7 protein-coding genes and 5 pseudogenes are annotated in these 14320 nt (G+C 67.5%); 8 read left to right on the forward strand and 4 right to left on the reverse strand.

Translation table 11 applies throughout. The features are described from left to right. Positions 1-2 precede the first annotated feature (2 nt). Positions 3-497, reverse strand: a complete 495-nt coding sequence (locus ACSJDS_RS03085) for a type 2 periplasmic-binding domain-containing protein (RefSeq protein ID WP_473032065.1) — start codon at positions 495-497, stop codon at positions 3-5. 413 nt (positions 498-910) lie between these two features. Continuing rightward, a pseudogene (locus ACSJDS_RS03090) lies at positions 911-2484 on the reverse strand (BCCT family transporter). A 284-nt stretch (positions 2485-2768) separates the two neighbouring features. Between ACSJDS_RS03090 and fdhA the strand changes: the two are divergent. After that, positions 2769-3961 (forward strand): annotated as a pseudogene (fdhA, locus tag ACSJDS_RS03095) (formaldehyde dehydrogenase, glutathione-independent). 184 nt (positions 3962-4145) lie between these two features. Further along, positions 4146-4373 (forward strand): hypothetical protein, encoded by a 228-nt coding sequence (locus ACSJDS_RS03100; RefSeq protein ID WP_473032066.1) that lies wholly within the window; start codon positions 4146-4148, stop codon positions 4371-4373. Between the two features lie 55 nt (positions 4374-4428). Here ACSJDS_RS03100 and ACSJDS_RS03105 read toward each other — a convergent pair whose 3' ends face one another. Further along, the gene (locus ACSJDS_RS03105; RefSeq protein WP_473032067.1) at positions 4429-5715 is read right to left on the reverse strand and encodes an aromatic ring-hydroxylating oxygenase subunit alpha; all 1287 of its coding nucleotides are present in this window, start codon (positions 5713-5715) and stop codon (positions 4429-4431) included. 335 nt (positions 5716-6050) lie between these two features. Between ACSJDS_RS03105 and ACSJDS_RS03110 the strand changes: the two are divergent. From ACSJDS_RS03110 to ACSJDS_RS03135, 6 genes and pseudogenes are all read left to right on the forward strand, one after another. Next, positions 6051-7156 (forward strand): annotated as a pseudogene (locus tag ACSJDS_RS03110) (FAD-binding oxidoreductase). A gap of 63 nt (positions 7157-7219) precedes the next feature. Continuing rightward, positions 7220-7714 carry a formate dehydrogenase subunit gamma gene (locus tag ACSJDS_RS03115; protein ID WP_473032068.1) on the forward strand — a complete coding sequence of 165 codons (495 nt, stop codon included), beginning with the start codon at positions 7220-7222 and terminating at the stop codon, positions 7712-7714. Continuing rightward, a pseudogene (locus tag ACSJDS_RS03120) lies at positions 7711-9273 on the forward strand (formate dehydrogenase beta subunit). Before ACSJDS_RS03115 ends, ACSJDS_RS03120 begins: the two are co-directional and overlap by 4 nt. A gap of 2 nt (positions 9274-9275) precedes the next feature. Then, a pseudogene (fdhF, locus tag ACSJDS_RS03125) lies at positions 9276-12170 on the forward strand (formate dehydrogenase subunit alpha). Next, complete coding sequence (locus tag ACSJDS_RS03130; protein WP_473032069.1) at positions 12167-12637, forward strand: formate dehydrogenase accessory sulfurtransferase FdhD; 471 nt, start codon at positions 12167-12169, stop codon at positions 12635-12637. Before fdhF ends, ACSJDS_RS03130 begins: the two are co-directional and overlap by 4 nt. Before the next feature lie 52 nt (positions 12638-12689). Continuing rightward, complete coding sequence (locus tag ACSJDS_RS03135) at positions 12690-13283, forward strand: formate dehydrogenase subunit delta (RefSeq protein ID WP_473032070.1); 594 nt, start codon at positions 12690-12692, stop codon at positions 13281-13283. 34 nt (positions 13284-13317) lie between these two features. Here ACSJDS_RS03135 and ACSJDS_RS03140 read toward each other — a convergent pair whose 3' ends face one another. Further along, complete coding sequence (locus tag ACSJDS_RS03140; RefSeq protein WP_473032061.1) at positions 13318-14295, reverse strand: IS110 family RNA-guided transposase; 978 nt, start codon at positions 14293-14295, stop codon at positions 13318-13320. Positions 14296-14320: the final 25 nt, after the last annotated feature.

Genomic DNA, 14320 nt, shown 5'->3' on the forward strand with positions numbered 1-14320 from the left:
GGTCAGGGCGTATTTTCCCGGGACGCCACGCCGTTGAAGCCTTCCGGCCAGGGCCCGAAGAACTTCAAGCCGATATCAGCGTAGATATCGCCGAGCAGCTCGTTGACCCAGCCGCCCGGGCTGTAGGCGTCGAAAGCTTCGTCCCAGGAGAGGGTCATGTAGGGGGTGTAGATCACCCCGATGCGCCGATCGTAGGAAGTCATCGGCCAGTTGAGCATCATGTGGACATCGCCCGATACCAGCAGATCGAAGACCTCCTGCTGCCCGCCCAGCTCGTTCTGGAAGAAGACATTGACCTGGATCTCGCCGTCGGACTTCTCCTCGATCAGCTGCGCCCAGCGCTCCAGGGCATCGCCGGCGGGCGAGCCCTTGGTCCCGGAGTCGGTGGCCAGGCGCAGGGTAGTGGCACTGGCGGAGAAGGAAGCCCCCAGCAGCAGGGCGGCTGACAGGGCGGTGACGACGGGGAGCGTGGCTCCCTTGCGGCGCTCGAATGTCATGACAGGCTCTCTCGATTGTTGTGGTTGGCCTGCTCTGTTTATCCCCGGCGCCGGCAGCGGTCAAATGCCATGCCCATGGCGCAAAATTGGGCGATTCAGCCATTCAATGACAACAATTAAGTAAAAATACTCGATTATAATTGAAAAAAAGGAATTAATATCTCCTTACGACCAGCAAGCTAGCACACGCCCTGTTCGCGCCGAATTCGAGGATGTCGCCCCTGCTTTTCCAAAGGTCGCATCGAGATAGGGTTCTCTCCTGCCCAAGACGGTACAGCGGAAAAATTGATCTGGATCATTGAAACCAGGCCGACTTTTCGGTAATGCCCCGCGCCTGGATAGGGACTGAAGTCGCTTGGGACGCCAGCAAAAAAACCCCGGCCGAAGCCGGGTAGAGAGAATCAGGAGTGGTCTCAGCGCGCGCCGGCCAGGGCCAGGTCCAGCTGTTCCTCGCGCAGGCCCTTGACCAGGCTGAAGGCCATCACCAGCAGCACCAGGGTGAAGGGCAGGCCGGTGGCCACGGCACCGGCCTGCAGGGCGCCGAGTGCGGTGCTGCCGCCGCCGTAGAGGAGCACCCCGGCGATCACCCCGACCAGGGTGGCCCAGAAGACCCGCTGACCCTTGGGCGCGTCGGTCTTGCCGCCGGCGGTGATCTTGTCGATCACCAGGGATCCCGAATCCGAGGAGGTGATGAAGAAGATCAGCACCAGCAGGATCGCCAGGGAGGACGTGAGGGTGGTCAGCGGCAGCTGTTCGAGCATCTGAAACATCGCCAGGGAGACGTCGCCGATGCCGTTCGCCAGCTCGCCGACCCCGGCCGCCGACTGGCGCAGGGCGGTGCCGCCGAAGGCGCTCATCCAGACGATGGTGACCAGGGTCGGCACCACCAGCACGGCGGTGAGGAACTCACGCACGGTGCGACCCCGGGAGACCCGGGCGATGAACATGCCGACGAAGGGTGACCAGGAGATCCACCAGGCCCAGTAGAACACCGTCCAGCCGTGGTACCAGGTGGTATCGTCGCGGCCGACCCAGTTGGAGAGCGGCACGATATGGGCCACGTAATCCAGGGTGGTGGTGGCCAGGCCGTTGATGAACAGCAGGGTGCCACCGGTGATCACCACGAACAGCAGCAGGACCAGGGCGATCACCATGTTGATGTTGGAGAAGAGCTTCACGCCGCCGTCGATGCCGCGCCAGACCGAGAACAGCGCCACGGCGGTGACCAGCACGATAATCGCGATCTGGGTGCCCAGGGTATTGGGAATATCGAACAGATAGGTCAGGCCGCCGGCGGCCTGGGAGGCGCCGAAGCCCAGGGAGGTGGCCAGGCCGAAGATAGTAGCCAGCACCGCCAGGATATCGACGGTATGGCCGATCCAGCCCCGGGTATGCTCACCCAGCAGGGGTGTGAAGGCGGAGCGCAGCGTCAGCGGCAGGCCGCGGTTATAGACGAAGAAGGCCAGCGACAGCCCCACCACGCCGTAGATCGCCCAGGGGTGCAGCCCCAGTGGAACAGGGTCGCTCCCATGGCGGCGCTGGCGCCCTCGGCGGTGCCGGCGGCGGCATTCAGGGGCGTGCCGTACCAGTCGGTGTAGTAGGCCACCGGCTCCGCGACGCTCCAGAACATCAGGCCGATGCCCATGCCGGCGGCGAAGAGCATGGCGAACCAGGAGAGCCGGGAATACTCCGATCGAGCCTGGGCACCCCCCAGGCGAACCTTGCCCAGCGGCAGCACGATCAGCATCAGGCAGAGGAGCACGAAGAAGTTGCCGGCGATCATGAACAGCCAGTCGAAGTGCTCGATGGACCAGCCGCGGGCGGTGCCCAAATGGCTGCTGGCGGCATCGGGATAGACCAGGGCGTAGAGGATGAAGGCCAGGATGGCCAGTGCAGAGAGGGGAAAGACGGGATTGTGGAAGTCCAGGCCCAGCACCTGGGTGTTGTCCTGCCCCGGCGACAGGACCGGGTCGTCATCTCGGGTCATGGGGGTTCCTCGGGGTTGTTATTGGTGTCCTGCTCGGTGGCCGGGTGTGGCGACACACCGCGGCCCCGGCATTCTTGGGCCCGTCGGATGCGAGCAATGTCGTGAGAGCGACCCGGAAATATCCGACAGCTCCTGAAAGGCAAGGGATGTCTCGAATGGACATCCGGATGTCTCTGTGGAGCACGCCTGCGGTGGGGGACGGGACTAGGCTGACTCACTGGCGACAGGCCAGTCAGCTTCCCGGCCGCCGTCGGGACATGAGAACAACGCATAAGGAGCCAGCCATGAGTGCAGCCAATCGCGGCGTCGTCTACAAGGGCCCGGGCAAGGTCGACGTCGAAGCCATCCCCTACCCCGAACTGGCGCTGGGCAATCGCAAATGCGACCACGGCGTGATTCTCAAGGTGGTCACCACCAATATCTGCGGCAGCGACCAGCACATGGTGCGCGGGCGCACCACCGCGCCCTCCGGCCTGGTGCTGGGCCACGAGATCACCGGCCTGGTTATCGAGTGCGGCCGCGACGTCGAATTCATCAAGCCGGGCGATCTGGTCTCGGTGCCCTTCAATATCGCCTGCGGGCGCTGCCGCAACTGCAAGGAGGGCCGCACCGGCATCTGCCTCAACGTCAATCCGGCGCGCCCCGGCGCGGCCTACGGCTATGTGGACATGGGCGGCTGGGTCGGCGGCCAGACCGAGTACGTCATGGTGCCCTACGCCGACTTCAACCTGCTGAAGTTCCCGGACGCCGACCAGGCCATGGAGAAGATCAAGGACCTCACCCTGCTCTCCGACATCTTCCCACCGGCTTCCACGGCTGCGTCACCGCCGGGGTCGGCCCGGGCAGCACCGTCTATATCGCCGGCGCGGGGCCGGTGGGCCTGGCGGCGGCGGTCTCCGCCCAGCTGCTGGGGGCGGCCTGCGTGATCGTCGGCGACATGATCGAGGAGCGCCTGGCCCAGGCGCGCAGCTTCGGCTGCGAGACCCTCGACCTGACCCAGGAGGGCGACATGGCCGACCGGCTCGAGGTGATCCTCGGCGAGCGGGAAGTCGACTGCTTCGTCGACTGCGTCGGCTTCGAGGCCCATGCCTGCGGCTGCAACCACGGCAAGGAGGCGCCGGCCACGGTGCTCAACTCGGCCATGCAGCTGACCCGCGCCGGCGGCCAGATCGGCATCCCGGGGCTCTACGTCACCGAGGACCCGGGGGCGGCCGACGACGCCGCCAAGCAGGGCGCGCTGAGCATGCGCTTCGGCCTCGGCTGGGCCAAGTCCCACTCCTTCCACACCGGCCAGTGCCCGGTGATGCAGTACCACCGCCCGCTGATGCAGGCGATCCTGTTCAACAAGGTGAAGATCGCCGATGCGGTCAACGTCCAGCTGATCTCGCTGGATCAGGCCCCCCAGGGCTACGCCGACTTCGATGGGGGAGCCGCCAAGAAATTCGTCATCGATCCCCACGGCAGCGTGGCCGCTTAAGGAGCCGCCCGAGCTGGCCGCGGCTGGCGCCAACAGGCGGCGCGGCCAGCTAATTCGGGGTATCGATCCCCACGGCAGCGTGGCCGCTTAAAAGTAGCCGCCTGCCGGCTCAGCAGAGCCGAATCGGCCTGATCGCCGCGGCGCCGATTGCCGGCGCCGCGACCCACCGCTGGAGGACCTTACGATGATGATTGCCGAGTTGATCGACGGTGACGACTTCCGTCAACGGCTGACGGCACTGGGCATCCATATCCCCGAAGGGGCCAGTCCCGATACCTGTGCGCGGCTGGCGCGGCGCTGTCGCGCCGAGGGCGAAGTGCCTGGCCTCGATGAACTGCTGCGCGAGCTGGAGGAAAAGCGCGAGGTACTGCTGCCGTCGGTCAGGACGGCGCTGGACACCCATCTGCGGTAGTCGGGGCTCCCGAATGAAGGACGCCCCTGCCGTCGACGGACAGCAGGGGCGTTGCTCAGCCCTGCACCACCTTGAGGTGCGGGGCGCTGTGACCCAGGTTCTCCAGCATCCGCTCGCCGTACCAGTCGATGAAATCGATCACCCCGAACTCGTAGGTCTCGGAGTAGGGACCCGGCTCGTAGGCATGGGAGTTGATGCCACGCTGATTCTCCTCGGCCAGGCGGCGATCCTGGTCGTTGGTGGCGTCCCACACCCGGCGCAGGGTCTCGGTGTGGTAGTCGACCCCCTCCTCGGCATCCTTGTGCACCAGCCACTTGGTGGTGACCAGGGTCTCCTGGGGGCCCAGCGGCAGCACCCGGAAGACGACGGCGTGATCGCCCATGAAGTGGTTCCAGGAGTTGGGCAGATGGAGGATACGCAGCGAACCCAGATCGGCGCTCTCGATCCGCCCCATCAGCTTCTGACAGGCCGGCTTGCCGTCCAGGGTCATGGAGACCGTGCCGTCGAGCAGGGGGGTGCGGGTCAGGCGGTTGCGCTTGCCGAAGCGCGCGAGCTGCCAGGGCACCCGCTGGGCGTCCCAGTCGGCCTGCTTCTTGGCCACCAGAGCCTTGTAGGCGGGAGTGGCGCGAGGGTCGTCGGTGTCGTCGAACTCCTGCAGGGAGTTGAGCAGCTCCGGATGGGAGCCGTTGCAGTGGTAGCACTCCCGGTTGTTCTCGATCACCAGCTTCCAGTTGGCCTGCTCGACGATGGAGGACTCCACCGCCACCTTGGTGTTCTCCATATCGTAGGGTTCGAGGTAGTGATCCAGGCTTTCCAGGAAGTCGTCGATGGCCGGGGGCTCGTCGGCCAGACTGATGAAGATAAAGCCGCCCCCGGTCTTCACCTGTACGGGTTTCAGGCCGTACTGAGTCAGGTCGAAGTTCTCGCCCATGTCAGCGCCGGCGAACAGCAGGCGGCCGTCCAGCTCGTAGGTCCACTGATGGTAGGGGCAGACCAGCTTGGCGACCTTGCCCTTCTCACTGACGCAGAGTCGGGAGCCGCGGTGGCGACAGACGTTGTGGAAGCCGTGCACCTGGCCGTCGTTGCCGCGCACCAGGATCACCGGGTTGTCGCCGATCGCCACGGTCATGTAGTGGCCCTTGGCGGGAATCTCGCTGGTCATGCCGGCGAATAGCCACTCCTTGCCGAAGATCTCCTGCATGTCCAGCGCGAAGAGACGCTCATCGTTATAAAAAGGCTGGGGCAGCGAGAAGTGGCGCTGACGGCTGCGCAGCATCTCCGCGGTGGCTTCCCGGGCGGGGGCCAGGGGATCATCCAGACGAGCGATGGACTTGGATTCCATGGGGCACTTCCTCATTACAGGCGGCAGGGCACGCCGAGTCATTGTTGATTGTGGGTGTCGTCAGCGGTTGGGAAGGGGACGCGCTGCAACGGCGCGTTCCTGATTTTCGGCGAGTGTGGAGCAGAGCTTCAGAAGACAATTGCCTGGCAGCGACGCCGGACGATACGCTGGCGACGCTAGGCACCACGTCTCGCCTACCCGCTGGACCCCATGGATATGCCCGCGTCGTAAACAGGCATGTGGTGACGCTATGCATTGGCGCAGAATTCGCTCAACGGCAGGCGGTGGCACCGCGGTCGGAGATAGCCCCCATGGTGCAGCCAGGCGAATCGACAATGACAACCAGCTTCCTCAATCCCGTCACCACCCAGACCTGGACCAACGGCCGCCACCTGGTGCGCTGCGTCAAGGTGATTCAGGAGACCTGGGACGTACGCACCTTCTGCTTCATGGCCGAACAGCCGGTGCTCTTCTTCTTCAAGCCGGGGCAGTTCGTGACCCTGGAGCTGGAGATCGACGGCGAGCAGGTGATGCGCTCCTACACCATCTCCAGCTCCCCCTCGGTGCCCTACAGCTTCTCGATCACCGTCAAGCGGATGCCGGGCGGCAAGGTCTCCAACTGGCTCCACGACCACCTCAAGGTCAATGACGAGCTGGCGGTACATGGCCCGGTGGGTAACTTCAATGCCATCGACTACCCGGCGGAGAAGATCCTGATGCTATCCGGCGGCGTGGGCATTACGCCGCTGATGTCCATGGCGCGCTGGTTCTTCGATACCAATGCCGCGGTGGACCTGGAGTTCGTGCACAGCGCCCGCACCCCCAGGACATCATCTTCCACCGCGAGCTGGCGCATATGTTCTCGCGAATCCCCGAATTCAAGCTGCACATTATCTGCGAGCGCAGCGACGAACTGGGCGAGGCCTGGTCGGGCTTCCGCGGCTACCTGAGCCAGGCCATGCTGGAACTGATGACCCCTGACTTCATGGATCGCGAGATCTTCTGCTGCGGCCCCACCCCCTATATGAACGCCGTCAAGAACCTGCTCCAGAACAGCGGGTTCGACATGAGCCGCTACCACGAGGAGTCCTTCGGGGCCACGCCGGTGGACGTGCAGGAGGAGGTGCTGGAGCTGGCCGAGCAAGCCGAAGCCGAGGCCGAGGAGCTGGACGTCGCCGAAATGATCAGCGTCGAGTTCTCCACCACCGGGAAAAGCGTTCGCATCCAGCCGGGCGAGACGGTCCACAACGCCGCCGCCAAGCTGGGGCTGCATATCCCCAAGGCCTGCGGCATGGGCATCTGCGGTACCTGCCGCGTTCCACTGACGTCGGGGCGGGTGGAGATGGAGCACAACGGCGGCATCACCGAAGAAGACGAGGCCGAGGGCTATATCCTCTCCTGCTGCAGCAAGCCGCTGGGCAATGTAGTCGTCAGCTACTGAGCTTCTCGACGATAACGCCGTGCTATCTAACAGACATCACCAGGACCGAGGAAGGGGAGCGCGATGAGCGAGTCTCGAGAGTGGACGCCGCAGTCGATCCAGGCGGAGATCGACGCCCTCAAGCACAAGCCGGGGGCCCTGCTGCCCATCCTCCACGCCATTCAGGATCGCTTCGGCTTCATTCCCGAGGCGGCGGTGCCGATCATCGCCGAGGCCCTGAACCAGACCCGCGCCGAGGTGCACGGGGTGATCGGCTTCTACCATCACTTTCGCACCACGCCCCCCGGGCGGCATGTGGTGCAGCTCTGTCGCGCCGAGGCCTGCCAGGCGGTGGGCGGCCGGGCCCTGGAGGCCCACGCCCGGGCGCGCCTGGGCATCGACTACCACGCCACCACCGCCGACCGGGAGATCACCCTGGAGGCGGTCTACTGCCTGGGCAACTGCGCCTGCGGCCCCGCCGTGCGGGTGGACGATCGGGTGCTGGGCCGGGTCACCCCCGAGCGCTTCGACGCCCTGGTCGACGAACTGCAGACCCGCCCCCTGGAGGTGATCGCATGAGCGTGCGCGTCTTCGTCCCCGCGATACCACCGCCCTCTCCCTGGGCGCCGACGCGGTGGCCGCCCGCCTGGAGCGGGAGGCCCGCGCCCGCGGCCTGGCCCTCACCCTGGTGCGCAACGGCTCCCGCGGCGCCGCCTGGCTGGAGCCCCTGGTGGAGGTGGAAACGGCCAACGGTCGCCTGGGCTTCGGGCCGGTGGCCGCCGAGGATATCCCCGGCCTGCTCGACGCCGGCCTGCTCGATGGAGCTCTTCTCGCGGGCGATACCGGCCATCCCCTGGCCCTGGGCCCCACCGAGGCGCTGCCCTGGTTCGCCCGCCAGCAGCGTTTCACCTTCGCCCGGATCGGCCTCACCGACCCGCTCTCCATCGCTGACTACCTGGCCCACGACGGCTTCCGCGGCCTGGAGCTGGCCCTGACCCGCCCCCCCAGGACATCGTCGAGGAGGTCAAGGCCTCGGGGCTGCGCGGCCGCGGCGGCGCCGCCTTCCCCACCGGCATCAAGTGGCAGACGGTGCTCGACACCGCGGCGGACCGGAAGTACATCGTCTGCAACGCCGACGAGGGCGACTCCGGCACCTTCGCCGATCGCCTGGTGATGGAGTGCGACCCCTACCTGCTGATCGAGGGCATGACCATCGCCGGCCTCGCCGTGGGCGCCACCCAGGGCTATATCTACCTGCGCTCCGAGTACCCGCTGGCCAAGACGATCCTCGACGCGGCCATCGCCCGCGCCGAGGCCGACGGCTACCTGGGCGAGGACATCCTCGGCAGCGGCCGCGCCTTCCAGCTGGAGGTGCGCCTGGGTGCCGGCGCCTATATCTGCGGCGAGGAGACCTCGCTGCTGGAGAGCCTGGAGGGCAAGCGCGGCCTGGTGCGAGCCAAGCCCCCGCTGCCGGCCATCGAGGGCCTCTTCGGGCGCCCCACCGTGGTCAACAACGTCCTCTCCCTGGCCGCCGTGCCCTTCATCCTCGCCGAGGGGGCCGCGGCCTATGCCGAGGTCGGCATGGGCCGCTCCCGGGGCACCCTGGCGCTGCAGCTGGCCGGCAATGTCCGCCGCGGCGGCCTGGTGGAGCTGGCCTTCGGCGCCAGCCTGCGCGACCTGATGGAAGCCTTCGGCGGCGGCACCGCCAGCGGGCGGCCGCTGCGCGCCGTCCAGGTGGGCGGCCCCCTGTGCGCCTATCTGCCGGAAAGCCAGTGGGACCTGCCGCTGGACTACGAGGCCTTCGCCGAAGTGGGCGCGGGGTCGGCCACGGCGGGGTGGTGATGTTCGACGACAGCGTCGACATGGCGGAGCAGGCCCGCTTCTCCATGGAGTTCTGCAAGGTGGAGTCCTGCGGCAAGTGCACCCCCTGCCGCATCGGCTCGACCCGCGGCGTGGAGGTGATCGATCGCATTCGCGCCGGCCGCGACCGCGAAGCCAACCTCGACCTGCTCCGGGATCTCTGCGACACCCTGGATGATGGCTCCTTGTGCGCCATGGGCGGCATGACCCCCTTCCCGGTGCGCAGCGCCCTGACCCATTTCCCCGATGACTTCCGGCGACCGGCGGAGGGAGCCTGACCATGATCGAGCATTTCGACCCCCGACAGCATGCCAAGGACCTCGGCACTCCTTGCCCAACCCGAGCCGCAGGCGCTGCCCCCGCGGCGGGTGCCGCCCCGGTCAGCTTGACCATCGACGGCGTGGCGATCCGCGTGCCCGAGGGCACCTCGGTGCTGCGCGCCGCGGCCCTGGCCGATATCAATATCCCCAAGCTATGCGCCACCGACAGCCTGGAGGCCTTCGGCTCCTGCCGGCTGTGCGCCGTCCAGGTGGAGGGCCGGCGCGGCACCCCCGCCGCCTGCACCACGCCGGTGACCGAGGGCATGCAGGTCACCACCCAGAACAAGCGCCTGGCCCGGCTGCGCCGCAACGTCATGGAGCTCTACATCTCCGACCACCCCCTGGACTGCCTCACCTGCCCGGCCAACGGCGACTGCGAGCTGCAGGACATGGCCGGCGCCGTGGGGCTGCGCCAGGTGCGCTACGGCTTCGAGGGCGAGAACCACCTGCAGGCGGCCAAGGACGAATCCAACCCCTACTTCAGCTTCGACCCCAGCAAGTGCATCGTCTGCTCGCGCTGCGTGCGCGCCTGCGACGAGGTCCAGGGCACCTATGCCCTGACCCTCGACGGCCGCGGCTTCGACTCCAAGGTTACGGCGGGCCAGGGCGAGGCCTTTATGGACTCCGACTGCGTCTCCTGCGGCGCCTGCGTCCAGGCCTGCCCCACCGCCACCCTGATGGAGAAGAGCGTCATCGACGCCGGCCAGCCGGAGCACAGCGTGATCACCACCTGCGCCTACTGCGGGGTGGGCTGCTCCTTCGAGGCCCAGATGAAGGGCGACCAGCTGGTGCGCATGGTGCCCTACAAGGGCGGCGACGCCAACCACGGCCACTCCTGCGTCAAGGGGCGCTTCGCCTTCGGCTACGCCACCCACCCGGACCGACTCACCGCGCCGAGGATCCGCGACGCCATCGACCAGCCCTGGCGGGAGGTGAGCTGGGAGGAGGCGATCGCCTTCGCCGCGGCACGCCTCCAGGCGATCCAGGCCGAGCACGGCCGCGAGAGCATCGGCGGCATCACCTCCTCGCGCTGCACCAACGAGGAGACCTACCTGGTGCAGAAGCTGGTGCGCGCCGCCTTCGGCAGCAACAACACCGATACCTGCGCCCGGGTCTGCCACTCTCCCACCGGCTACGGCCTCAAGACCACCCTGGGCGAGTCCGCCGGCACCCAGACCTTCGACTCGGTGATGCAGGCCGACGCCATCCTAGTGATCGGCGCCAACCCCACCGACGCCCACCCGGTGTTCGGCTCGCTGATGCGCAAGCGGCTGCGCCAGGGCGCCAGCCTGATCGTCGCCGACCCGCGGCGCATCGACCTGCTCAAGACCCCTCACCTGGCGGACGCCCAGCATCTGCCGCTGCGCCCGGGCACCGATGTGGCGCTGATCAATGCCCTGGGGCACGTCATCGTCACCGAAGGCCTGGAGGATCAGGACTTTATCGCGGCCCGCTGCGACACCGCGGCCTACCGGGCCTGGCGCAACTTCATCTCTGAAGAACGCCACTCCCCGAGGCGACCGAGGGGATCACCGGGGTGCCCGCCGAGGCGGTGCGCCGGGCCGCGCGCACCTACGCCAGCGCCGGTAACGGCGCCATCTACTACGGCCTGGGGGTCACCGAACACAGCCAGGGCTCCACCATGGTGATGGGCATCGCCAACCTGGCCATGGCCACCGGCAACCTCGGCCGCGAGGGCGTAGGGGTGAACCCGCTGCGCGGCCAGAACAACGTCCAGGGCGCCTGCGACATGGGCTCCTTCCCCACGAGCTGCCGGGCTACCAGCACGTGGCCGACCCCGTCGCCCGCGGGCGCTTCGAGGCCGCCTGGGCGTGACCCTGGACGACGAGCCGGGGCTGCGCATCCCCAACATGTTCGACGCCGCCATCGATGGCAGCTTCAAGGCGCTCTACGTGCAGGGCGAGGACATCGCCCAGTCCGACCCCAACACCCAGCACGTGGAGGCGGCGCTCTCCGCCCTGGAGTGCCTGATCGTCCAGGACATCTTCCTCAACGAGACCGCCAAGTACGCCCATGTGCTGCTGCCGGGCGCGAGCTTCCTGGAGAAGGACGGCACCTTCACCAACGCCGAGCGGCGCATCAACCGGGTTCGCCGGGTGATGCCGCCGCTGGCCGGCAAGGCCGACTGGGAGGTCACCCAGGACCTGGCCCGGGCGCTGGGCTACCCCATGGACTACGCCCACCCCTCGGAGATCATGGACGAGATCGCCCGGCTCACGCCGAGCTTCGCCGGGGTCAGCTACGCGCGGCTCGAGGAACGCGGCAGCCTGCAGTGGCCCTGCAACGACGCCTACCCCATCGGCACCCCGACCCTGCATGCGGACGACTTCCCCATCGGCCGCGGCCGCTTCGCTATCACCGAGTACGTGGCCACCGAGGAGCGCAGCAACCGCCGCTTCCCGCTGCTGCTGACCACCGGGCGCATCCTCTCCCAGTACAACGTCGGCGCCCAAACCCGGCGCACCGACAACCAGGTGTGGCACGACGAGGACGTGCTGGAGCTGCACCCCGCCGACGCCGAGCTGCGCGGCATCCGCGACGGCGACTGGCTGGGCATCACCAGCCGTGCCGGCCAGACGGTGCTGCGCGCCCGGCTCAGCGAGCGCATGCAGCCGGGGGTGGTCTACACCACCTTCCACCACCCGGGCAGCGGCGCCAACGTCATCACCACCGACAACTCCGACTGGGCCACCAACTGCCCGGAGTACAAGGTCACGGCGGTGCAGGTGGAGAAGGTCAGCCAGCCCTCCGCCTGGCAACAGCGCTTCGCGGCCTTCGACCGGGCCCAGCGCGACCACCTGGCCGGGGCGGCGCAGCGGGAGTCCGCGCCATGAGCGGCGGCGATAACGTCTCGACGGGCGCCGTCACCGCCCTGGCGCGTCACCCGGTGGAGGTGCGCCGCGGCGCCACCGGCTGGTACGCCGATGCCCAGGAGGACGCCCTGGCCCTGGAGGTGCCGGTGGCCCTGGTCTACAACGGCATCTCCCATGCGGTGATGATGGCCACGCCCGCCGACCTGGAAGAGTTCGCCCTGGGCTTCAGCCTCTCCGAGGGGATCCTGGCGCATTCCCACGAGTGCTACGACCTGGAGGTTGGCGAGGAGGCCCATGGCCTGGCGGTGCGGCTGACCATCAGCAGCCAGCGGCTGGCGGCCCTCAAGGCCCGGCGCCGCAGCCTGGCCGGGCGCACCGGCTGCGGCCTGTGCGGCACCGAGGCCCTGGAACAGGCGATTCGCCCGATCCCCGGGTCACGGCGCCGGCGCTGGGCGACGGCGCCATCCAGCGCGCCCTGGTGCAGCTGACCGAGCACCAGGCCCTGCAGGCCGTCACCGGCGCAACCCACGGCGCCGCCTGGTGCGACGGCCGGGGCAGATCCAGCTGCTGCGCGAGGATGTGGGGCGCCACAACGCCCTGGACAAGCTGATCGGCGCCCTGGCCCGCCGCGGCGGGCCCGCGCCGGACGGCTTCGCGCTGGTCTCCAGCCGCGCCAGCTACGAGATGGTGCACAAGAGCGCCAGCGCCGGCATCGGCGCCCTGGTGGCCGTCTCGGCGGCCACGGCGCTGGCGGTGGAGCAGGCCCGGGCGGCCGACCTGCTGCTGGTGGGCTTCGCCCGACCGGGCCGCCACCTGATCTATCACCGCCCCGCCGCCCCGCGGCGATCCGGGCCCATGGCTGAGGAACCCACGATGTCACTGCACCACGACACGCACCTGGTACGCATGGTCAACCAGATCGCCGCCAACCTGGGCGGCGGCCGGGACGAGGAGGAGGCCGTGGCGAGCATCTGCCGCCACCTGGAGACCTTCTGGGCCCGGCCGATGAAGCGGCGCCTGATTGCCAGCCTGGCGGAGGAGACCCCCGAGCTGACGCCCCTGGCCCGGCGCGCCGCCCAGCGGCTGGCCGAGCGGCTGGGAGAAGCGGCCTCGGCCGCCAAGCCGGGCGCCTAGATACCATCTCTCCTAACCGGCCACAAACATTCCATCAGGCGGTTTGTGGCCGATATTCGGTCTGGGTCTTGAGGACACCGTAGGCGATGTGGATTAGCTTCCGCATCGCCGCCCCCAAGGCCGCCATTTTGCTCTTGCCGTTTGTTGTAAGCCGCTGGTATAGCGCGGAGATATCCGGATTCCGCCTCAGCCCGACAACGGCTGCCATGTACAGGCTCTGCCTCAGTTTCGGATTGCCGGCTTTCGACAAGCGAGGCCGCCCACGTACGGAGCTGCCCGATTCCCAACTAACAGGCACAAGCCCCGCAAACGCCGCGGCCTGGCGGGCGCTTTCGAAAGCGCGGCTACGCAGCATCGCCAACAGTCGGAGAGATACCGCAGGGCCAATGCCGGGAATTGTTTGCAACAAGGCGCGATCCTGCTTCAAGCCAGGGTGCTGATCGAGGTGGTCATCGATCTCCTGTTGGAGGCGATCCCGCTCACGAGTCAATGCCAACAGGATGTCATCGATCGAGCGGAGGATATCGCTTGCCATGGCGAACTCGGCTTTCTCGCGCCGGTTTCGCTCACGCTGGATGTCCTTGTCCAGCGCGTCGAGTCTCGCTGCCAGCGCCTTGAGCTTGCGCACTTCCTCGGGCTCCGGCTTCCAAGCCTCAGGTCGTTGCGTCGCGCCATAGCGTGCCAGCACCACACTGTCCTTCTTATCCGTTTTGCCGCGTACTCCCAGGCTTCGGGAGAAGTCGCGCACCTGCGCGGGGTTGAGGACATAAACCTGGATGCCGGCAGCATGCAGCCAATACGCGAGCGTTTCGTGATAGATGCCGGTGGCCTCCATCAACACATGCAACTGATCCTGTGGCTCCCCGGTCTGGTGTTCGAGCCATTCAAGCAAGCGAGGAAAGTCCTGCCGACGATTAGGGAATACACGGGTCTTGACCTTGCCGCTCGCCACATCGCGCAGCCAGGCGCAGTCGATCTTCTGCTTGCTGACGTCGATACCGATCACTGCCATGCTCTCGTCGCCTTTCCTTGTTCGT

The organism is Halomonas sp. SL18_1 (assembly GCF_055755715.1).